The organism is Nocardioides sp. NBC_00850 (assembly GCF_045207335.1).
Lineage (GTDB): Bacteria > Actinomycetota > Actinomycetes > Propionibacteriales > Nocardioidaceae > Nocardioides.
On record NZ_CP108845.1, the window covers coordinates 842774 to 863906 of the forward strand.

General features: G+C 67.9%; 22 protein-coding genes and 1 tRNA gene. 13 read left to right on the forward strand and 10 right to left on the reverse strand.

What is annotated here, in order from left to right; translation table 11 throughout:
* Nucleotides 1-41 precede the first annotated feature (41 nt).
* Complete coding sequence (locus tag OH802_RS04020) at nt 42-2381, reverse strand: arylsulfatase (protein WP_406025342.1); 2340 nt, start codon at nt 2379-2381, stop codon at nt 42-44.
* A 182-nt stretch (nt 2382-2563) separates the two neighbouring features.
* A tRNA-Leu gene (locus OH802_RS04025) sits at nt 2564-2650 on the reverse strand.
* 243 nt (nt 2651-2893) lie between these two features.
* On the opposite strand from OH802_RS04025, the gene OH802_RS04030 reads away from it, so the two are divergent.
* From OH802_RS04030 to pknB, 7 genes are read left to right on the forward strand one after another with little or no spacing between them, the layout of a single operon-like run.
* Complete coding sequence (locus OH802_RS04030) at nt 2894-3601, forward strand: FhaA domain-containing protein (RefSeq protein ID WP_378725056.1); 708 nt, start codon at nt 2894-2896, stop codon at nt 3599-3601.
* Nucleotides 3598-4080 carry an FHA domain-containing protein gene (locus OH802_RS04035; RefSeq protein ID WP_406025345.1) on the forward strand — a complete coding sequence of 161 codons (483 nt, stop codon included), beginning with the start codon at nt 3598-3600 and terminating at the stop codon, nt 4078-4080. Before OH802_RS04030 ends, OH802_RS04035 begins: the two co-directional genes overlap by 4 nt.
* Nucleotides 4077-5411 carry a PP2C family protein-serine/threonine phosphatase gene (locus OH802_RS04040; protein WP_406025347.1) on the forward strand — a complete coding sequence of 445 codons (1335 nt, stop codon included), beginning with the start codon at nt 4077-4079 and terminating at the stop codon, nt 5409-5411. Before OH802_RS04035 ends, OH802_RS04040 begins: the two co-directional genes overlap by 4 nt.
* Before the next feature lie 23 nt (nt 5412-5434).
* A complete protein-coding gene (locus OH802_RS04045; RefSeq protein ID WP_406025349.1) occupies nt 5435-6838 on the forward strand; it encodes an FtsW/RodA/SpoVE family cell cycle protein in 1404 nt (467 codons plus the stop codon).
* On the forward strand, nt 6835-8301 hold the full coding sequence (locus OH802_RS04050) for a peptidoglycan D,D-transpeptidase FtsI family protein (RefSeq protein WP_406025351.1): 1467 nt from the start codon (nt 6835-6837) through the stop codon (nt 8299-8301). Before OH802_RS04045 ends, OH802_RS04050 begins: the two co-directional genes overlap by 4 nt.
* Entirely contained in the window at nt 8298-9842 is a 1545-nt protein-coding gene (locus tag OH802_RS04055) for a protein kinase domain-containing protein (RefSeq protein WP_406025353.1), read from the forward strand. Before OH802_RS04050 ends, OH802_RS04055 begins: the two co-directional genes overlap by 4 nt.
* The gene (gene pknB / locus OH802_RS04060; protein ID WP_406025355.1) at nt 9835-11643 is read left to right on the forward strand and encodes a Stk1 family PASTA domain-containing Ser/Thr kinase; all 1809 of its coding nucleotides are present in this window, start codon (nt 9835-9837) and stop codon (nt 11641-11643) included. The genes OH802_RS04055 and pknB overlap by 8 nt, the downstream gene beginning before the upstream one ends.
* Nucleotides 11644-11781: 138 nt before the next feature.
* On the opposite strand, the gene OH802_RS04065 is transcribed toward pknB, so the two are convergent.
* Nucleotides 11782-12510, reverse strand: coding sequence for a DUF881 domain-containing protein (locus OH802_RS04065; protein ID WP_406025357.1), 729 nt, complete (start codon nt 12508-12510; stop codon nt 11782-11784).
* 103 nt (nt 12511-12613) lie between these two features.
* On the opposite strand from OH802_RS04065, the gene OH802_RS04070 reads away from it, so the two are divergent.
* A complete protein-coding gene (locus tag OH802_RS04070; RefSeq protein ID WP_355232457.1) occupies nt 12614-13075 on the forward strand; it encodes a cell division protein CrgA in 462 nt (153 codons plus the stop codon).
* A gap of 144 nt (nt 13076-13219) precedes the next feature.
* Here the strand turns inward: OH802_RS04070 and OH802_RS04075 are convergent, their stop codons facing one another.
* From OH802_RS04075 to OH802_RS04100, 6 genes are all read right to left on the reverse strand, one after another.
* A complete protein-coding gene (locus OH802_RS04075; RefSeq protein WP_406025359.1) occupies nt 13220-14026 on the reverse strand; it encodes a rhomboid family intramembrane serine protease in 807 nt (268 codons plus the stop codon).
* A gap of 105 nt (nt 14027-14131) precedes the next feature.
* Nucleotides 14132-14641 (reverse strand): peptidylprolyl isomerase, encoded by a 510-nt coding sequence (locus tag OH802_RS04080; RefSeq protein WP_378816232.1) that lies wholly within the window; start codon nt 14639-14641, stop codon nt 14132-14134.
* 78 nt (nt 14642-14719) lie between these two features.
* On the reverse strand, nt 14720-15052 hold the full coding sequence (locus tag OH802_RS04085; protein ID WP_406025362.1) for a DUF3817 domain-containing protein: 333 nt from the start codon (nt 15050-15052) through the stop codon (nt 14720-14722).
* A complete protein-coding gene (locus OH802_RS04090; RefSeq protein ID WP_406025364.1) occupies nt 15049-15900 on the reverse strand; it encodes an SURF1 family protein in 852 nt (283 codons plus the stop codon). The genes OH802_RS04085 and OH802_RS04090 overlap by 4 nt, the downstream gene beginning before the upstream one ends.
* A gap of 22 nt (nt 15901-15922) precedes the next feature.
* Nucleotides 15923-16825, reverse strand: a complete 903-nt coding sequence (locus tag OH802_RS04095; RefSeq protein WP_406025366.1) for a hypothetical protein — start codon at nt 16823-16825, stop codon at nt 15923-15925.
* A 95-nt stretch (nt 16826-16920) separates the two neighbouring features.
* Nucleotides 16921-17958 carry a TauD/TfdA family dioxygenase gene (locus tag OH802_RS04100; protein ID WP_406025368.1) on the reverse strand — a complete coding sequence of 346 codons (1038 nt, stop codon included), beginning with the start codon at nt 17956-17958 and terminating at the stop codon, nt 16921-16923.
* 286 nt (nt 17959-18244) lie between these two features.
* Between OH802_RS04100 and OH802_RS04105 the strand changes: the two genes are divergently transcribed.
* Complete coding sequence (locus tag OH802_RS04105; RefSeq protein WP_406025370.1) at nt 18245-18616, forward strand: hypothetical protein; 372 nt, start codon at nt 18245-18247, stop codon at nt 18614-18616.
* 3 nt (nt 18617-18619) lie between these two features.
* Here OH802_RS04105 and OH802_RS04110 read toward each other — a convergent pair whose 3' ends face one another.
* A complete protein-coding gene (locus OH802_RS04110; RefSeq protein ID WP_406025372.1) occupies nt 18620-19039 on the reverse strand; it encodes a MarR family winged helix-turn-helix transcriptional regulator in 420 nt (139 codons plus the stop codon).
* A 169-nt stretch (nt 19040-19208) separates the two neighbouring features.
* On the opposite strand from OH802_RS04110, the gene OH802_RS04115 reads away from it, so the two are divergent.
* Genes OH802_RS04115 through OH802_RS04130 form a run of 4 tightly spaced genes read left to right on the forward strand, consistent with a single transcriptional unit; the run spans nt 19209 to nt 21122 of the window.
* The gene (locus OH802_RS04115; protein WP_406025374.1) at nt 19209-19610 is read left to right on the forward strand and encodes a DUF1304 family protein; all 402 of its coding nucleotides are present in this window, start codon (nt 19209-19211) and stop codon (nt 19608-19610) included.
* Nucleotides 19611-19643: 33 nt separating this feature from the next.
* Nucleotides 19644-20147, forward strand: a complete 504-nt coding sequence (locus OH802_RS04120; protein WP_406025376.1) for a hypothetical protein — start codon at nt 19644-19646, stop codon at nt 20145-20147.
* Nucleotides 20148-20189: 42 nt separating this feature from the next.
* Nucleotides 20190-20522 (forward strand): metalloregulator ArsR/SmtB family transcription factor, encoded by a 333-nt coding sequence (locus OH802_RS04125; RefSeq protein ID WP_160026093.1) that lies wholly within the window; start codon nt 20190-20192, stop codon nt 20520-20522.
* 3 nt (nt 20523-20525) lie between these two features.
* Nucleotides 20526-21122: an SRPBCC domain-containing protein gene (locus tag OH802_RS04130; RefSeq protein WP_406025378.1), complete on the forward strand. Its 597-nt coding sequence runs from the start codon at nt 20526-20528 to the stop codon at nt 21120-21122.
* Nucleotides 21123-21133: the final 11 nt, after the last annotated feature.

The window sequence follows — 21133 nt, forward strand, 5'->3', positions numbered from 1 at the left end:
ACGGGACACTTGGCGAATCTGTGACATCGCGACGCCGCAGGCTACTGACGTGCCATCGCGATCCGGAACCGCTCGTCGGGGTCGATGTAGTGGTCATGCACATCGTCGCCGAGGTCGATCTGGACCCACGCGAGCTTGCCGCTGAACCGGCTGGTCCGGCTCGTGTAGTCCGAGGAGACCGTCGTACCGGACTCGTAGCCGATGTCGGTGGTCTCGTCGGCCGAGAAGACCATCGGCTGGGTCACCTCCACCCGGCCCGACCCGATCGGCTTGCCGTCGTCGTAGAGCGTGACGCCGCCTCCCTTGGCGAGGCCACCGCCGTCGTACGCGAACTCCACCCGGACCTGGCGGGTGCCGGCCGCGAGCAGGGATTCGGAGACGACGGGGAACTCCTGGATGCCGAGCACGTTGTAGACGAACTTGAGCCGTCCGTCGCGGGCGAAGAACGCCCAGCCGCCGAACCGCCCGCCCTGGGCGATGATCACGCCCTCGGCGCCGGAGTCGGGGATCGTCACCTCGGCGGTGACGGAGAACGACTTGTTCTTGATGCTGACCACGCTGTTCTCCGAGAGCCGGCCCATGCCGGGGAAGAAGAGCTGGGTCTTGCCTCGGACGAGCGTCGGCCTGCCGGCCATCGTGGGCTCGAGCCGCTCGCTGGTGCGGTCGTCCATCGGCAGCACGCCGTACTTCACGGCCTCGATCAGCCAGAGCCGCTGCAGCTGGGCGAGCTTCTCGGGGTGCTCCGCCGCGAGATCCCTCGCCTGGCTGAAGTCCGTGCTGCCGTCGTAGAGCTCCCACACGTCGTCGTCGAACGCCGGCAGCTCTCCGCCGACCATCACCCACGGGGTGCGGTGCTTGGTGACCGCGCTCCAGCCCTTGTGGTAGACGCCGCGGTTGGCGAACATCTCGAAGTACTGCAGGTCGTGCCGCTCCGGCTCGCTCGCGCCGCGGAAGGTGTAGAGCATGCTCGTCCCCTCCATCGGCGACTGCTGGACGCCGTTGACCATGGCGGGCTCGGGCAGTCCGGCCGCTTCGAGGATGGTCGGCGCCAGGTCGATCACGTGGGCGAACTGCGCGCGCACCGAGCCCGGGTCGTCGATCCCGTCCGGCCAGTGCACGATGGTGCCGTTGCGTGTGCCGCCCCAGTGCGAGGCGACCTGCTTGGTCCACTGCAGCGGCGAGTTCATCGCCCACGCCCAGCCGACCGAGTAGTGGTTGTAGGAGCTGGGTGAGCCGAACTCGTCCATCTTCGCCCGCATGAACTCGGGCGTCTCCAACGCGGCCATGCCGTTGAAGTTGGCCATCTCGTTGAAGGCACCGTTGAGGGTGCCCTCGGCGGAGGCGCCGTTGTCGCCGATGATGTAGTAGACGATGGTGTTGTCGAGTACGCCGAGGTCGGCGATGGTGTCGATCACGCGGCCGACGTGGTGATCGGTGTGCTCGAGGAAGCCGGCGTACACCTCCATCTGACGGGCGAGCACGGGCTTGAGCTCGTCCGGCATGTCGTCCCATGCGGGGATCTCGTCGTGGCGGACGGTCAGCTCGGCGTCGGCGGGGATGACCCCGAGCTCCTTCTGCCGCGCGAAGGTACGCTCCCGCTGGACGTCCCAGCCGTCGTCGAACTTCCCGGCGTACTTGTCGATCCACTCCTTGGGGACGTGGTGCGGAGCATGGGTCGCGCCCGGCGCGAAGTAGGCGAAGAACGGCCGGTCGGGCATCAGCGCCTTCTGCTGCCGGATCCAGGCGCACGCGTGGTCGGCCAGGTCCTCGGTGAGGTGGTAGCCCTCCTCGGCCGTCGCCGGCGGCTCGATCGCGGTGGTGCCTTCGTAGAGCGCGGGGTCCCACTGGTTGTTCTCGCCGCCGATGAAACCGTAGAACGTCTCGAACCCGCCGCCGGCCGAGGGCCAGGCGTCGAAGGGGCCGAGCGGCGAGGACTGCCAGACCGGGACCTCGTGGCACTTCCCGAACTGTGCCGTCGAGTACCCGTTGAGCTTGAGCGTCATCGCCAGCGGGGCCTTGGTGTTGGGCCGCACCGAGCTGTTGCCGGGCGCCGAGGTCGCCGTCTCGGTGATGCTGCCCATCCCGACGGAGTGGTGGTTGCGGCCGGTGAGCAGCGCCTGCCGCGTCGGGGCGCACAGCGCCGTGGTGTGGAACCGGTTGTAGCGCAGGCCGTTGCCAGCCAGCCGCTCGGCGACCGGCGTGGCGCAGGGCCCTCCGAACGCGCTCGACGCTCCGAAGCCGACGTCGTCGAGGAGTACGACGAGTACGTTGGGCGCGCCGTCCGGCGGAAGCAGCGGCTCGATCGGCGGGTACTTGGTCTCCGGGTCCTTGGCGTCGTACGTCGTGTGTCCCGACGCTGGTCGGTCCGGAATCGGCAACATGGTCCGGGCGTGAAGGTCGGGACGGTTCGGCATCGCGGGGTGCTCCAGTCATCGGTGAGGTATTCACCGAGCGTCGCAATCGACCGCGCGCGAGTCGTCACCCTTACCGGGTGATCGTCTGCTGCCTCAGCGGCTCACTCTGAAATGCACGAAGCCCCAGGTCATCCCTGGGGCTTCGGTGGTGGTGCGCGAGGGGGGAGTTGAACCCCCACGTCCTTTCGGACACACGGACCTGAACCGTGCGCGTCTGCCTATTCCGCCACTCGCGCGTGCAGCAGAGGAAACGTTAGCCCACGGGCGCCCACCGACCCAAAACGACGGCACCCCGCTCGCCTTGACGCTGGTGGTCACCCGATCGTGGGAGGATCGAAACCACGCAGAATGCGGGAAGTGGCAGATCCCCTAGGGTGCACCGATACGATCGGGCCGAATCCCGGGGACCACTGTGCCCGTACGCGACTGACCACCCACCCCGACCGGCCCACCCCGGCACCTGAGAGGAGCGCAACAACGTGAGCGGCCTGCAGAAGTTCGAGCAGAAGTTGGAGCAGCTCATCTCAGGCGCTTTCGCCAAGGCGTTCCGGTCCGAGGTGAAGTCGGTGGAGATCGTCGCCGCGCTCCAGCGCGAGATCGACAACAATGCCCAGGTGCTCAGCCGCCAGCGGCGCCTGGTCCCCAACGATTTCTTCGTGGAGCTGTCCGCCAGCGACCTGGGCAAGCTGGAGTCCTACGGACCCCACCTCAAGGAAGAGCTGAAGCGCCAGTTGATGGACCACGCCGAGGCGCAGGGGTTCGTCTTCCCGGGCCGCGTGAGCATCGAGTTCGGCGAGGCGAAGGACCTGACGATCGGCCGGTTCCGGGTGCGGAGCCGCGCCCAGGCTGCCGTCTCGGGCGCCGACATGAGCGACACCCAGGTCAGCCGCGCGCAGGCCTACCTGGAGATCAACGGCACCCGGCACCCGCTCCACGGCAACCTCGTCGTGGGACGGGGCACCGACGCCGACCTGCGCATCAACGACCCGGGCATCAGCCGCCGCCACATCGAGTTCCGCTCGAAGCAGGCCGGCGACCGTGTGCGCGTCGAGGTCTATGACCTCGGCTCGACCAACGGCATGCTGGTCAACGGGCAGAAGATGGCGAGTGCCACCTTGGACGACGGCTCTCAGGTGCGCATCGGCACCACCGTCATCACCGCGCATATCGTGGAGGAGCGCCGTTGAGCGAGCTGACCCTGTTCCTGATCCGGGTCGCCTATCTGGCGATCCTGTGGATCTTCGTGCTGGCCGCGTTGTCGGTGATCCGCTCCGACATGTTCGGCGCGCGGGTCACCAACGCCACCGCCGGCGGCCAGCCCGCGGCCCCGCCGGCGCGCGGCAAGGCTGCCGCGGCGAGGGCACCGCGGCGCGGCGTACCCACGCATGTGGCCGTCACCACCGGCTCCAACGCCGGTGTGACGGTGCCTCTCTCGCAGGCACCCATCGTCATCGGCCGCGGCAGTGATGCCGCGATCATCCTCGATGACGACTACGCCTCCACCCGCCACGCCCGGATCGCCGTCTCCGGCGACCAGTGGTTCGTGGAGGACCTCGGATCGACCAATGGCACCTACATCGGGTCCGTCCGGATCAATCAGCCGACCGCCATCTCTCTCGGGACCCAGGTGCGGATCGGTAAAACAATCCTGGAGCTGCGCAAGTGACCGCTGCGACCGACCCCACCCCCGACCCCGCTTCTAGCCCGGGCGCTGCCGACGGACGACCCTTCCGCCTCGAGTTCGCGGCGGTCTCGGACGTCGGCCGGGTGCGCAAGGACAACCAGGACAGCGGGTACGCCGGACCCTGGCTGCTGACCGTCTGCGACGGTGTCGGCGGCGCTGCCCGCGGCGACATCGCCTCCAGCACGGCCGTCCAGCAGCTGCGCAAGCTCGACGAGGAGCCGGCCCTCGGGCTGGTCGACGACGACCTGATCGGCCTGGTCTCCCACGCGCTGCACATGGCCCACGACGAGATCGGCCACCTGGTCGACCACGACCCGACGCTCAACGGCACCAGCACGACCTCGACCGTCGGCCTCTTCGACGGCTCCAAGCTGACCGTCGGCCACGTGGGCGACAGCCGCGCCTATCTCCTCCGAAACGGCGCGATCCACCAGGTCACCCACGACCACACCTTCGTTCAGACGCTTCTCGACGAGGGGAGGATCACGGAGGAGGAGGCCAAGACCCACCCCCACCGCAACCTGATCCTCAAGGCCCTCGACGGCACCCGGGAGCTCGAGCCCGACCTGTTCATCGTCGACCTCGCCGCCGGCGACCGGCTGATGTTCTGCAGCGACGGTGTCTGCGGCTACGTCGACGACCCGCGGATCGCCGACATCCTGGCCACCGGCACGCCCGAGTACGCAGCCGTCGAGCTGGTCCGGGTCTCCCTCGACTCCGGCAGCACCGACAACGTGACCTGCGTGGTCGCCGACGTGGTGCCCAGCGACACCATCCCGTCCCCGGGCCTCGAGGCCCAGATGGTGGGTGCGGCGGCCGAGCTCAAGCGGAAGACCACCAAGACCGGCCAGATGACCGCGCTCTTCCGCGGTCACCGAATGGGCGACACCGGCGAGCTGGACCCGATCGACGAGGAGATCCCCGACGGCGCGATCGCCGCCGACCCGGAGGAGATGCGTTACGCACTCCAGGCTCCGGCCAAGTATCTGAAGCTGCGCTGGGCCTTCGGCCTGCTGACCCTTCTCGGTGTCGTCTGGATCGCCGTGGCGACCGCGTTCGTCTGGTCGCAGAACCAGTGGTACATCGGCGAGCAGGAGGGCAACGTCACGATCTTCCGTGGCGTACCCACCACGATGATCGGCCTCGATCTCTCCGAGCCCTACCAGACCTCCAACCTGAAGGTCGACGACCTGGCCGAGACGTACCAGAACCAGCTCGAGGACGGGATCCACAGCAAGGACCTGGCCGGCGCCCAGGAGAAGGTGCAGTCGCTGGCCGACCAGAGCGCCGCCGACGCGGGAAGCGGGTCATGAGCGGATTCACTCCGGCTAGCTCGATGCCCGTTTTCGTCCACCGGTCACGGCGGGGAGCGGAGCTGGTCCTGCTGATCCTGGCCCTGGTGGTCGGGATCGGTGCGTACGCGGCGGTCGGTCTGGGGGTGAAGGAGGAGATCCCGGTCGACATCGTCGGCTACGGCACCTGGCTGGTCGCGCTCCTGGTGGCGGCCCACATCGGCGTACGTCTGCTGGCTCCGTACGCCGACCCCGTGCTGCTTCCGCTGGTGGCGATGCTCAACGGGTTCGGTCTGGCCGTGATCCACCGGCTCGACCTGTCGCGCCCGGCGGCTGAGAAAGCGGACTTCGCCGGCCAGCAGCTGACCTGGATGACGATCGGCGTGGCGCTGTTCCTGATCACGCTCTTCGTCGTGCCCGACCACCGGATGCTGCAGCGGTTCACCTACACCGCCGGCCTCGGCGCGGTGGTCATGCTGATCCTGCCGATGCTCCCGATCATCGGCAAGGAGATCAACGGCGCCCGGATCTGGATCAACGTCGGTCCGGTGGGCTTCCAGCCCGGCGAGGTCGCCAAGGTGCTGCTGGTGATCTGCTTCGCCGGCTATCTGGCGGTCCATCGCGACGCCCTCGCCTTGGCGGGGCGCCGGTTCGCCGGCATCGACCTTCCGCGCGGCCGCGATCTCGGCCCGCTGCTGATGATGTGGGTGATCAGCCTCGCGATCCTGGTACTGCAGCGCGACCTCGGCTCCAGCCTGCTCTTCTACGGCCTCTTCGTGGTGACGCTCTACGTCGCGACCGAGCGCAAGGGCTGGATCGTCGTCGGCGGGCTGCTCTTCGCAGGTGGCGTCTTCGCCGCGATCAGCCTGTTCAGCCATGTCCGCGTCCGCGTGCTGACCTGGCTGAACCCGTTCGACTACTACCCGGAGGCCCTCAACGGCACCTCCTCGGAGCAGCTGGTCCAGGGCCTGTTCGGGATGGCCTGGGGCGGCATGATCGGTCGCGGCTTCGGCTCCGGCCAGCCCTGGCGGATCCCCTACGCCAACTCCGACTTCATCGTCCCGGCGATCGGCGAGGAGCTCGGCCTGACTGCGCTTCTGGCCCTGCTGCTCTGCTACGGCCTGATCGTCGAGCGCGGCCTGCGCACGGCGATCGTGGCCCGCGACGACTTCGGCAAGCTGCTCTCCGTCGGCCTGGCCACCTCGATCGCGCTGCAGACCTTCGTGGTCGTCGGCGGCGTGACCGGGCTCATCCCGCTGACTGGTCTGACCACACCGTTCCTCTCGTATGGTGGGTCTTCGCTGGTCGCCAACTGGGTGATCGTGGCCCTCCTGTTGCGCGTCTCGGACCAGTCCCGCCGTCCATTGCCGACGGCGCCGTCCGATGAAGATCTCGCCGCTGAGGAGACCCAGATCGTCAAGCTCGACAAAGGGGCGATGAACAAGTGAACCGCCCCATCCGCACTCTGAGTGTCGGCTGCCTGATCCTGTTCGTGGCGCTGATGCTCAACGTGACGTACGTCCAGTTCTTCAAGGCCAGCTGGTACAACAACAGAGCCGACAACCGACGGGTCACCGAAGAGGCCTACTCGCAGCAGCGCGGCGACATCCTGGTCGGCAAGAGGGCGATCGCCACCAGCAAGCCGAGCGACGACACCTTCGAGTGGCAGCGCACCTACCCCGGCGGCAAGAAGTACGCCCCGATCACGGGTTTCATGTCCTTCTCCTACGGCCAGACCGGGATCGAGAGATCCCAGGACTCGGTGCTGTCGGGCAAGGACAACAAGCTCTTCACCAACCGCCTGGTCGACCTGGTCACCAACTCCGAGCCGGCCGGCGGCAACGTCGAGCTCACCATCAACCCGAAGGTCCAGGACGCTGCGTACGAGGGCCTGACCGCCCTCGGCGAGGACGTCCAGGCGGCGGCTGTGGCGATCGAGCCGAAGACCGGCAAGATCCTGGCGATGGCCTCCACGCCGACCTACAACCCGGACCGGGTGGCGACCAACGACCAGAGCGCCGCGCAGAAGTCCTACAACCAGCTCTCGAAGGACGACAACGAGCCACTGCTCAACCGCTCCATCCAGACCGCGCTGCCGCCGGGATCGACCTTCAAGCTGGTCACCGCCGCGGCCGCGATCGAGAACCTCGGCATGGACGGCGACAGCAAGGTCTACGGTGGCGCCTCGCTCGACCTGCCCGGCACCGACACCGACCTGCCCAACCTCAACGGCACCAGCTGCGGAGGCGAGCAGATCACGCTCACCCGCGCCCTCGAGGTCTCGTGCAACACCGCCTTCGGTTCGCTCGGGATGGAGCTCTCCGACGAGGAGATGCAGGAGCAGGCCGAGGGGTTCGGCTTCGGCCAGGACTACCTCGACGACATCGGCCCGCTGGCCAAGAGCCAGTACCCCGCCAACGACGGCAAGGCCGAGCAGGCCCGCGCCGCGATCGGTCAGCAGAGCGTGATCGCGACCCCGCTGCAGATGGCGATGGTCTCGGCAGGCATCGCGAACGGTGGCGAGGTCATGAAGCCCTACCTCGTCGACCGGGTGACCTCCTCTTCCCTCGACGTCATCGACCAGGGCAACCCGACCACGATCGACAACCAGCCCGCGGTCTCGCAGGACACCGCCGAGATCCTGACCCAGATGATGGTCAGCACCGTCGACAACGGCACCGCCGAGGCGGCCGCGATCGACGGCGTGAGCGTCGCCGGCAAGACCGGCACCGCCCAGACCACGCCGGACAAGCCGCCGTACGCCTGGTTCACCTCGTTCGCCCCGGCGGAGAACCCGTCCATCGCGGTCGCCGTGATGGTCCAGAAGAGCGGCACCGAACGCAGCGAGATCGCCGGCGGACGGCTGGGCGGCCCAATCGCGAAGGCCATGATGGAGGCAGCGATCTCATGAGTCGTTACGTATTCCACGAGCTCATCGGCACCGGCGGGATGGGCGAGGTGTGGCGAGCGACCGACACGACCCTCAACCGCGAGGTCGCGATCAAGCTCCTCAAGCCCGAGCACGCCGAGGACCCGATCGGCCGCTCCCGTTTCGAGTCCGAGGCGAAGCATGCCGCGGCGCTCCATCACCCCAACGTGGTGGCCGTCTACGACGTCGGCGAGATGCCGACCGCCTCCGGCCTGATGCGGCCGTTCCTCGTGATGGAGCTCGTTGACCACAAGCCGCTCTCGGAGCTCATCCGTGACGGGCGGCCCCTGGCCCCCGAGGTCGTACGCGACCTCCTCGGTCAGGCCGGCGACGCACTGGCCGCCGCGCACCGGGCCGGCATCGTGCACCGTGACGTGAAGCCCGCCAACCTCCTGATCACCCCGCAGCGCAAGGTGAAGGTCACTGACTTCGGCATCGCCCGAGCGCAGGCGTCGACCGGCATCACCGGCACCGGCCAGGTGATGGGCACACCTCAGTACCTCAGCCCCGAGCAGGCGCGTGGCGAGAAGGCCACCCCGGCCTCCGACGTCTACTCCCTCGGTGTGGTCGCCTTCGAGTGCCTGGCCGGCTACCGGCCGTTCCAGAAGGAAACCCCGGTCGCGACCGCGATCGCCCACCTGCACGACCCGGTCCCGCCTCTGCCCGACCATGTCCCGGCCGATCTGGCCGCGATCGTGATGCGGAGCCTGCAGAAGGACCCGACCCTCCGCTACGCCGACGCAGCCGCGTTCACCAGCGCGATGATCGGTCACGGCGCAGCCGACCAGGACGCCGATGCCACCACCGTCGTCGCCGCGGCGCCCGGCGACGCGACCGCGACGTCGGTCATGGACCCGGTGCCCTCGCCCACTCAGAACTACGTCGGCATGCAGGGCGCCGCGGGCGGTCCCGAGGGCCCGCCGCCGCCTCGCTACCAGGACCCGTACGACCGTTACGACGAGGACGACGAGCAGAAGCCCTGGTACAAGAAGCCGTTCAACATCATCGTCATCCTGATGCTCGTGGCCGTCATCGTCGCGATCATCTGGATCATCTCGACCCTCGCAGCAGATCCGAAGACCCCGCCGGCCAACGACACGTCCACCACCCCGTCTGCCTCCACCACTCCCACGCCGTCGGAGGAGCCGGAGGAGGAGCCGAAGGCCGTCGAGATCAACGAGGACGACTACGTCGGCCGCAACGTCGATGAGGTGCGCTCCGAGCTGGACGACCTCGGTCTGAAGGTCAAGGTGGCCGTCCAGGACAACGACGGCAGCAACGAGCCCGACACGGTCGCCGGCCTCGACCCGACCCGCAACCTCTACGAGGGCGACCCGATCACCATCCGCTACTACGGTGAGCGCCCCGTGGTCGAGCAGCCTCCTGCCGAGGAGGAGCCCGACGAGGAAGAGAGCGACGAGGAGGAGCCGACCGACGGCGAGTCCTCCGACTGGGGCATCCCGGAGCTCCCCGGCGACGAGACTGGCGGCGGCGGCAACGGCAACGGGGGCGGCAATGGCTGAGGGAGCTCTCCTGGCCGGTCGCTACGAGGTCGGCGAGCTGCTCGGCCGCGGCGGCATGGCGGAGGTCCGCAAGGGCACCGACCACCGGCTCGGCCGTGTGGTCGCGATAAAGCGCCTGCGGGTCGATCTCGCCAGCGACGCGACCTTCCAGGCCCGTTTCCGGCGCGAGGCGCAGTCCTCGGCCAAGCTCAACCACCCCTCGATCGTGTCGGTCTACGACACCGGCGAGGAGAAGTCCGACGACGGCGTCGCCCAGCCCTACATCGTGATGGAGTACGTCGCCGGCCGCACGCTGCGGGACGTACTTCGTGAGGGTCGCAAGATCCTGCCCGAGCGGGCGCTGGAGATCAGCTCCGACGTACTCAACGCTCTCGACTACAGCCACCGCAACGGGATCATCCACCGCGACATCAAGCCGGGCAACGTCATGCTGACGCCGGCCGGTGACGTGAAGGTGATGGACTTCGGCATCGCCCGGGCGCTCAACGACGCCCAGTCCACGATGACCCAGACCGCGGCCGTGGTCGGCACCGCGCAATACCTGAGCCCCGAGCAGGCCCGTGGCGAGCAGGTCGACGCCCGCTCCGACGTCTACTCGGCCGGCTGCCTCCTCTACGAGCTGCTCACCGGCCGTCCGCCGTTCGTCGGCGACTCTCCGGTCTCGGTGGCCTATCAGCACGTACGCGAGCAGGCCCAGCCTCCCTCGGCCCACGATCCGACGCTGACCCGTGAGCTCGACGCGATCGTGATGAAGTCGCTGGCCAAGCGGGTCGAGGATCGCTACCAGTCCGCGCAGGCGATGCGCACCGACATCGAGCGCTACCTCGCCGGGCGTCCGGTCCAGGCGACCGTGCCGCCGAGCATGGACCAGACCCAGGTCGCCCAGAACCGGGCGGTTGGCCCCTATGGCGGCGACCCCACCAACGGCGGCTACTACCCGCCTCAGGACGACCGGCCCCAGGGCCCGCGCCCTTGGGTGCTCGTCCTGCTCGGCCTGGTCATCATCGGCCTCATCGGGTTGGGTGCCTATTACCTGCCTGCGGCCCTCGGCCCGCAGACCACGCCGGCACCCGACGTCACCGGCCTGACCGAGGAGAAGGCGAGGGCCGAACTGAGCACGGCCAAGCTCAAGGGTGAGGTCAAGCGGGAGGCGAGCGACACCGTCGCCGTCGGCGTCGTGATCTCCCAGGACCCGCCCGCCGGCCAGGACGTCGAGGAGGGCAGCACCGTCACCCTGACGGTCTCCACCGGTCCACCAAACCGGGAGATGCCCAACGTGGTCGGGATGCCGCAGAAGACGGCCAAGGACCTGCTCGAGGGCGATCCCTACAGCTTCACGGTGAAGATCGAGACGGAGGAATCCGACGAGGACAAGGGCACTGTGATCGAGTCCGACCCGGTCGACGGCGAGAGCGTCACCACCGGCAAGTCGACCGTCGTGACCCTCACCGTCTCCAAGGGCCCGAACAAGGTCCCCAACGTCGTCGGCAAGACGGCCGAGCAGGCCGAGGAGATCCTCCGCAACGCAGGCTTCAAGCCCGTACGCAAGGACGAGCCCAACACCGACAAGCCCAAGGACACCGTCGTCGAGCAGACACCGGCCAAGGGCACGCCGCTCGCGCAGGACGGCGAGGTGATCATCTTCGTCTCGACGAAGGAGGAGGCCCTGCCGAGCTGTCAGACCCTCGTGCCCGGGACGGACCCGGCCAACCCGTCGGCCTCGGCCACCCAGACCGCCGAGCCGGGCGACCCGCCGACGTGTGACCCGGCGCTCCCGCCGAGCACCCCGGCGGCGCCGTAGGCCCCGCTGGTCGAGCCCGCGAGCGCAAGCGAGCGGTGTCGAGACCAACACAGTCCAGTCGAGCGCGACAGGTGACTGTGTTGGTCTCGACACGCCTCCGCCTAGCGGCTCCGGCGGCTCGACCAGCGGAGCGGCCTCTCAGTCCTCCTGAGGCAGGGGCTTCGCGTATTTCACGTCGAGCAGGCCGTCGTACGCCGGAGCGGTGAGGTACGTCAGCGGCTTGAGGAACCAGCCGATCTGGACGTTGGGGTCGCGGGCGTCGGCCCGGTAGTTCTGCACGTGGTTGTCGCGGTCGATCGCGGCCTGCAGCCGGTCGGGGTCGCCGACCGCCTCGATGACGTACGGCTGGGGGTAGGGGACGCCGTCGAGTTGCACCGTGCTGCCGGAGCACTTGATGCCGGTGGTGGTGATGATCCGCTTGCCGGCGATGGTGATCGCCTCGGCGCCACCGGCCCAGAGCGCGTTGACGACGGCCTGGATGTCCTGCTGGTGCACGACGAGCGAGTTGGGGTCCTCACCCGTGTAGCTCTCCTGGACCTCCGAGGGCGCGTCACCCAGCACGATCTGCATACCGGGACCGCTGTGGTCGGAGGTGCCGGCGGGGTCGGCCAGCCGCGCCGACTGGTGCTGCAGCTTCTTGACGTCCTTGTCGGAGACCCCGCTGGTGAGCTGGTCCACCTCGCTCTGCAGGTCGGCCAGCTGGGCCTCGAGCCGGTTGTAGCGGAACCGCTCGCCGTCGACGAGCGTCGCCAGGTCCTCGTAGCGGCCCGGACGCAGGTCGGTGCCGTCGGCGTTCACGAAGCTCACCGCGAGGAGGCCGCCACAGAGCAGCACCACGATGGGCGTACCAAGCCTCCAGGAGGTCACGCGGGACCAGCGCTTTGGTTTAGAGGTGGGGTTACCCTGGGTTCCGGAGCTCACGACCATTAGGGTATGCGCAGCAATCACATTTGTCTGAGGAGCATCACCCGTGGCCAAGCTCAAGCTCTCGAAGAAGAGTGATCTCGACCTTCCCAAGGAGCCGATCTTCACTCCCCGCTTCGGGGTCGCCCTGCTGCTGATCGCCCTCGGCATCGGCTGGATCGCCTACTACTACATCGGGGTCCGCCCCAACGAGGTCGGTGGCGACTTCACCGGGCCGAAGCCGGTGCAGAAGCTCGAGGGGTGGAACTACCTGATCGGCTTCGTCCTGCTCTTCCTGGGCCTGGCCGTCGCCGCCCACCCGAAGACCCCGCTGGGCCGCGGCCGCGGCGTCGTGGTCGGCATGCTCGGCTGCTTCGTGATCGGCCTGATCTGGATCTGCGTCTTCTACGTCTTCGCCAACGACCACCTGGACAAGATCTGGGTCTTCAACGACCTGGGTCAGAAGAACCTCCTGGTCGGCATCGGCTTCATGGCGGTGGGCTTCACCTTCGCCACGAAGTGGGAGTGACCCTCTCGTTAGACGACGAAAGCGGCGCAAACCTTTGGTTTGCGCCGCTTTGCGTTACACGGATGTAGTTCTCCACAGGGCCATCCACACCTGTGGATTTGTCCACGCGGTGAAAACGCCCCGAAAACACCTACCGCGAAGGCGTCAGAACACCAGGATCCGTACGCCGATCAGGGCAAGCAATGCCAACGTGAAGGCACCCAGGGCAGCCCATTGCAACGGCGCCTTCCGGTCGGCGCGGAGCGAGGTGTAGATCCACGCGACAACGAGACCGCCGACGAAGCCGCCGACGTGCCCCTGCCAGGAGATGCCGTTGCCGAAGAAGGTGATCCCCGCGTTGATCAGGAGCACCGGCAGCAGCGGGGCGAGCGACTGCCCGGCCCTGACGAAGAGCACCACCAGGACGCCCAGCAGGCCGAAGATCGCGCCGGAGGCGCCGACGGTCGAGCCGGCGGGTGCCGACGCCCAGACCACCAGGGCGGAGCCTGCCAGGCCGGAGATCAGGTAGAAGACCAGGAACCGCAGCCGGCCCACGATCGGCTCGAGGAACGAGCCGAGCATGTAGAGCGACAGCATGTTCACGGCCAGGTGGATGATCGAGACGTGGGTGAACATCGACGTCAGCACCTGCCAGACCGCGCCGTCGTCGACTCCTGGCATCCAGGTGTAGCCACTCGCCCGGCAGACATCGTTCGGCACCGCGAACCCACCATCGGGCGTGAGGCAGTAGCCCTGCAGCCGGATCGCGATGAAGTCGGCGATCCTCGACCCGGATCCACCGGTCAGGATGATGCTCAGCCAGACCAGGACGTTGGCGCCGATGAGCGAGAAGGTCACCGGGAGTGCCCGGAACCCGACCCGCGCGCCGGTGAAGCGCTTGGGCTGGCGTACGGACTTGTGACCCTCACGCAAGCACTCGGGGCACTGGAAGCCGACCGAGGCGGGCGTCATGCAGTCAGGGCAGATGGGCCTGCTGCAGCGCTGACAGCGAATATGCGTCTCACGGTCGGGGTGGCGGTAGCAGACCGGCACCCCGACCGGGGTCGAGTCGGACAACTAGACGATCTCGACCGTCTCGATGACGACAGGCTCGACCGGGCGGTCCATCGCACCCGTCTTGGTGCCGGAGATCGAGTCGACGGCCTTCTTCGACTCCTCGTCGGCGACCTCACCGAAGATGGTGTGCTTGAAGTTCAGCCACGGCGCCTGGCCGGTGGTGATGAAGAACTGCGACCCGTTGGTGCCGGGACCGGCGTTGGCCATCGCGAGCAGGTAGGGCTTGTCGAAGGTGAGCTCGGGGTGCGGCTCGTCCTTGAAGGTGTAGCCCGGGCCGCCCGTACCCGTGCCCAGGGGGCAACCGCCCTGGATCATGAACCCCTCGATGACGCGGTGGAAGCCGAGACCGTCGTAGTAGGGAACGCCGGAGCGGCCGGCGTCGTCCGTGTACTCCTTGGTCCCCGTGGCGAGGCCGACGAAGTTGGCGACCGTCTCCGGAGCATGGTTGGGGAACAAGGTGATCGTGATGTCACCGTGATTGGTGTGGAGGATGGCCTTCTGGTCAGCCATGACCTGCCCTTCCGACATTGGGATTGGTACGGGATGTAACTCCTCGATCCTCCCACAGTGTCGGTCGTGGACCTGAGGTCAGGAGGCCGCGTCAGCGAGCTTCGGAGCGATCCGGGCAGCGACGCGGCGCTCGACCCAGAAGATCAGGCCGGGGATCAGGCCGGCGATCATCATCAGCAGGAACTCGGGGATCGTCCAGCGGGCCTTCTGGGTCAGCAGGAAGGCGACGATCACGTAGATGATGAAGATCCAGCCGTGCGCGACCCACAGCGGCGTCATCGCCTCGCCGAAGGACTGCAGGGCGGTGCCCTCGGGGAGCAGATACTTGAACAGCGAGGAGATCGTGCCGACGAGCAGCAGCACACCCACGACGTACGCAAGCACCTTGTAGGTGCCGAACAGCTTGTTCACGCGTCTGAGCGTACGCGCAGATCCTGAGTGGTTTTCTCAGGGTCTTCTTTGTCATCCTCGTCGGGGCGGGGGCGGAGGGTGTCGCGCACGTAGCGCCACCACACGTAGATCCCGAAGACTCCGAACAGCCACCACTCGATGGCGTAGAGGAGGTTGCGCAGCCCCGTCGTGGCCTCCGGCTCGGGCAGCTGCGGGGCAGGCACGTCGGCGACGTCCGTTGCACCGTCGTTGACCGGCATCGAGCTGGCCGGCCAGTTGTTCTCGACCGGCGAGCGCACCATGTAGGCGCTGTAGAGGTCGTAGCTGGTGCGCGAGATCAGGTCGGAGACATCCAGCTGCGGGAAGACGTTGTCGGACTTGCGGTCGTCGGCGACGTCGGTCCAGTCGCTGGGCTGCAGCCAGCCGGTGACGGTGACGTGGCCGCGCGGCGCGGGCGGTGCGCTGCCGACCTCAGGGGTCCAGCCGCGCACCACGTAGACCGCCGACTCGGTGTCTTCGACGAGCACCGGTGTGACGGCCCAGAAGCCGACCTGAGAGCCTCGCTCCATCCCGTCGATGAAGATGGTCTCCTCGGGCATCCAGATCCCGGAGACGGTCACGGGGCGGCCGATCTGCTCCCAAGGGAAGGCGTCGTTGGGTCCGATCAGGTCGGTGAACGCCTTCGGCTTCGCGTGCACCAGCTCCGCGACCTGGTCCTGCTTGTCCTGCTGGCTCGACTCGTACTGCCACACCCCTAGCAAGACCGCGCCGGTCACGAAGATCACCACCAGCGCATGCGCACCCCACAACCTGGGGGAGAAGATCCCAAGTGGATATGCACTGCGCGGGGGACTGGTCTGGGCGGCCATAGCACTCCCAGAGTACGGCCCCTCAGTCGCAGACCGCGAACGGGACGGGTTCGCTGGTGACCAGGGTGGCCGCGGTCACCGGGTTCGTCACCCGGAACCCGATCCGCCCCGTGGCCGGATCGGCGACACCGTTGGTGAAGACCTTCTTGTACGCCGCGGCCCGATCGCCCAGCTTCAACCGGACGAACAGGTCGTCACGGTCCTCGCCGAGACGCAGGGTGGCCAGCCCGCCGCCGAACTCGACCGAGTAGGCCTCGACCGGCGCCAGCCGGGTCTTCTCCTTCGGCCCACCCTCGGCGCAGCCCTTGACGACGTACGTCGAGGTGGCGGGGCCTCCGGCGACGGCGACCATCACCTCCTGCGCCGCCCAGTTCTCCACGTCCGGGCTTGCGGTGTTCTTGGTGATCAGGTGGGTCTCCGGGTGGAACTTCGCGCCCTTCAGCGGGCCAACGCCCGCCTTGATCGCCGGTCCGGGCTTGACCCGGTCGGCGACCTTGATGACGTACCCGTCCTTGCCGCCGCCGGTGAACCTGGCCTCCCAGATGACATCGGCCGCGCCCCACTTGTAGGTGTCGCGCAGACGCTGGTCGACCCCGCGAAGCACACCACCGCTGACCTGGGCGGCCTCCTTGTCGGCCCGGTTCCACAGGTCGCTCTGGTCCGCGGGGCTAGACCGGCTGGTGACGTCGTCGAGCCCGAAGAGCGACTTCACCTCGTCGTAGTCGGTCACCGCCAGCGTCTTCGCGCCCTCCGGCACGAACGTCATGGCTGCCTCGACGGGGCCCATGGTCGCGGCGTACACGGGGTAGGTGTCCTCCGACGCCGCCGCTTCCGGCTTCTTCGGCGCGCTGTCGTCCCCGCAGCCGACCAGCGCAAGGGCCAGCCCAACGGCCAGCACGCACATGCCCCATCGCCTCACGTTCACCCCAACGAGTATTCCCGATCCCTGTCACGGTGTGCGTCACGAAATAGATGGAGGCCGCAGGCGGAACGCGCCTGCGGCCTCCTTGATCCCGAGCGTCAGCGACCAGCGCCTGTGAGCTCAAGGGATGCGGGAAGAGGCTCGAGCACCGGGTCGATGATCCGCGAGGAGGCCTCGGACCGAGCGACCCGACTGCGGCGCAGGTCCTTGACGGTCGTGAGGCGGCGGAGCCAACGGTCGGTGCCGTCGTAGCGAGCCGTGAAGGGCTTACGGCCGTGCAGAGCACGGTGGTTGTCGACGATGAGGATCTCGCCGGGGGCCAGCGCGACGTCCTCGACGTTCGCGGAGAGCTCCATGATGAGCAGCTGGAGCGCCCGGTCGGCCTCGACGTCACCCGGCAGAGCCGCCATGTAGGGCGGGTCGAGCCGGACATCGGGAGCCTGGGGCGAGCCGGAGAGAACAGCGGTCGGCGCGGCGAGCAGCTCGCGCTCGTTGACGCCGGCCTCGCGGAGGTTGCGCAGGTGCTCGTCGTCGGGGTGGATGACGTAGCGCGGCTCGAACAGCGGAGCGTACTCAGGGCCGGTCACGTCGATCGAGCTGATGCCGACCGCGGTGGTCGGGATCATGTCCTCGTTGCGCAGCGAGATCAGCCCGAGGTGATCGCAGCGAAGGTTGCTGAACGCGTCCTCGATGTGCAGGTCGAGCACGACGTCGCTGCTGTGCCCGGTCTGCAGGCTCTCCTGCTTCTGGATCGGGAGGATGTTGTTGACCAGCTGGCCACCCTGCAGCGAGGACCAGGAGACGGCGTCGCCGAGCTGGGCCATGATCAGGGCGAGCCAGAAGTCGGCCATGTGCGGCGCCTGGGCGTCGGGGTGGTTCCAGTGCGGCGGCGTCGGTCCGGCGGTCACCGGGAGCCCGCTGACCACCAGGGCGTCGGTCGCATCGCCGTAGCGGAACGCGCGGATCGCCTTGGCGACGCTGTCGGGAAGCTCGCCGCCGAGGAACGGCGCGGTCTCGAGGAACTCCGAGGAGACCGGGCTCCCGAACCGGGCGAGCAAGGACTGCGACAGCTCGGCTGCGGCCTGCGACTCTGCTGGGGTCATCTCGACCCGGGTGACTACGGACTCTGCGCCCACGACATTGACCTCTCGGACTTTGCGGTGGAGGGGTTCGTCAGAAGCGTTTTCTGGCGCCCGCACCAAAGGGTTTCCTAAGTTCGAGACCACTTTGTTCCGCCGTACGGAATTCAAACGAGTGATAGGTCCAAATATCGAGACGATAGGTATTAGGCCCCTTGCGCAATCGCTGTGAACCTGTTTAGGGAATGTATCTACCTTGCGGTCTACCAGTTACCGGGATTTGCCCGTCTGGCGCGGGTTTGGAAGCCCTACGCAGCCCATCCGGACCTCTATTCTGACCCCCATGACAGCGACGAATCCGCCGGGACCACCTCCGAGGACAACGGCGGGATTCGGCGGCTCGACGGCCGACCAGGTGCTGACCGTCGTCCTGATCTTGCTCGGTGTCGGTGGATGCGCCATGGGGAGTTTCTTCGGCCTGTTCTCCATCATGGCCAGCGACGGATGCTCCGAGACCTGCAACGACACGATGATCAACATCGGCGTCGCGGTGATGGTCTTCACCCCGTGGATCTGCTGGCTGGTCTTCGGCATCTGGGGGATCGTCCGCCTGGCCCGCGGGAAGCTCGCCGTCCTGGTCGTGGTCGCCGGAGGCGTACTCGCGGTCGCCCTCTACGTCCTCGGGCTCTTCCTCCTGCTGGCCACCATCGGCTGAGCATCACTGATACGGATCGACGAGCTCGCGCAGCGAGGTGAGCGCCTCCCGCAGGGCTGACGCCAGGCGGGGGCCGAGGTGGTCGTTCCACTCCTGCTCGACGCTCATCACCACCTCACGAGCGCGGTCAGCGGCATCCTGCCCCGCTGCCGTGAACCTGATCAGGCGCGCCCGGCCGTCGACCGGGTCCGGGACCCGCTCGACGAGCCCCTTGCTCTCCAGCGCCGCGACCAGCACGCTCGCGGTCTGCTTGGTGACCTGGGCCTGCTCGGCCAGGTCGACCAGGCGCGAGCCGTCCTCGGCGATCCGCTGGGCCAGCCGGGCCTGCGCGACGGTGATGTCGTAGCCGGCGTCCCGCATCGCGGAGATGACCCGTTCGTCCATCGCCCGATAGGCGATGAGCATGAGCGTTGCGACGTCCATCGAACCCCTTGACACTGTGCGGCACCCTGGTCAATATAGTCAGTAAGACTGACTATATCGCTCTCCGGTGTCCAGACACAGCCGTCTGTTCACGGGGCTCCGCCGGACGCGTGTTGCTTCCACGATTCTCCACAGCCTCACCCGCCGAGGCCCGTCCCGAGCAGGTCCCATGAACGCAGTCGCGCAGCTCAGTGCCGGCATCTCCGCCCTGATCCTCATCGCCGTCTTTCCCTTCGAGGCATTCTTCATCCACCGCCCCGAGGTCCAGCGGTTCCTCGGGATCGAGCCGAACGGCATCCGCAACGTCCACCTGTGGTCCTTCTGCATCGGCGCCCGCAACGCCCTCGCCGGCGTCGGCACGCTCGCCGGTCTCTGGATGGTGAACTTCGGCGACGAGTCCACCGGTGTCACCGTCGTGGTCGTGACCTCCATCTACATGCTGCTCGCGTCGTTGTTCATGGGGATCGCCGACGCCCTCGGATACTGGCTCCCACGCGGCGGCAGCGTCAGAGGCACCATCGCGTCCGCCGTCCTGCCCGCGGTCGCGCTGATCGCGATCGCAGTTGGATAGCGGGATGCACTCCCGCCCACTACGCTCCGACCCATGGGTGCAGCGGTCATCTCGGGACTCTTCGCGGTGGCACTCGCGTGCCTCGCCTGGATATTCAAGAACGGCAGTCGCCGAGCCCGTCTCCTCAGCCGGATCGAGCGATACATCCAGCTGCTCAAAGACCTTCCCGAGGGACATCCGGCGCGTGTTCACCTGGACGCGGCGCTCGCCGCCGATACCGAGCAGCTGCTTGCCCTGACGGAACGGAAGGCACCCGCGGCTGCTCAGGGCCTCCAGGAGCCTTGGCTCCGCCCCTCTTCGCGGCCGGCCGTGACGCCCGGCTCCGCCTACCCGGGCGGCGCTCCCGACGGAGATGAACGGGACGACATCGACTGGATGGGCGACGAGCAGGAGCGCCGGATCTCACCTCCCGCTTCCCTCACCCAACCGCCCCGGCCCGCTCTGCTGTCCGGACACGGGTCGACCGTTCTGTGGGTGCTCGCGGCCCTGTCCGCCGTTGCGACGGTCGGCCTGGTGGTCAACGATCTGCTGTCCTAACATGCCTTGACAGGCATATTCCCCTCAAGGCATATTTGAGGCGTGCCCACCCGAGACGTCTTCAGCGTGATCGCCGACCCGACCCGTCGGCAGATCCTCGACCTGCTCTGTCAGCGCGAGATGGGGGTGGGTGAGCTGGTGGAGACCCTCGGGCTCGCCCAGCCCAACGTGTCCAAGCACCTGCGGACACTGGGTGAGGCGGATCTGGTTCACGTACGCATCGACGGACCGCGCCGTCACTACCGGCTGCGTCCCGAGCGGCTCCGCGAGCTGGAGGAGTGGCTGGCGCCGTACCGCCGGATGTGGGCCGACCGTCTCGATGCGCTCGAGCGTCACCTGGACCAGCTCGACGACCCTGACCACAAGGAGGACTGAAAGATGACCACGACGACCGGACCCATGGGCGAGGTGCTTCTCGAAGGCGAGCGGAGGGGTCTTCGCTACGTACGCCTGCTCCGCCACTCACCCGAGAAGGTGTGGCGGGCCCTGACTGAGACGGACGGCCTGCGGCACTGGTTCCCGACCGACATCGTCGGTGAGCGTACTGCCGGGGCGCGACTGAGCCTTCCGTTCTGGCCCGAGGGCCTGGAGTTGGCGAGCACCACCGAGGCGATCGAGGAGATGGGCGTCGACCCGGACAGCTACGTCTCGGAAGGGGAGCTGCGGGTCTGGGACCCGCCTCGGACCTTCGAGTTCACCTGGGGGATGGACGGTCGCGAGGACCTGACCGACCTGCTCCGCTTCGACCTCGAGCCCACCGACGACGGCACTCGCCTCACCTTCACGACCTGGCTCGGCAGCCCCACCGGCAACACGGACACCGCCGTCGGTTGGCACGTCTGCCTGGACGAGCTCGCCGACCTCCTCGACACGGGCCCGTCGCCCATGACCGAGGAGGCCTCCGCCCGCGTCGTCCAGCACGTCAAGGACCGCACCGACGAGCTGCGACCGACGTACGCCGCCCTGCTTTCGTAGCCCGACGCAGG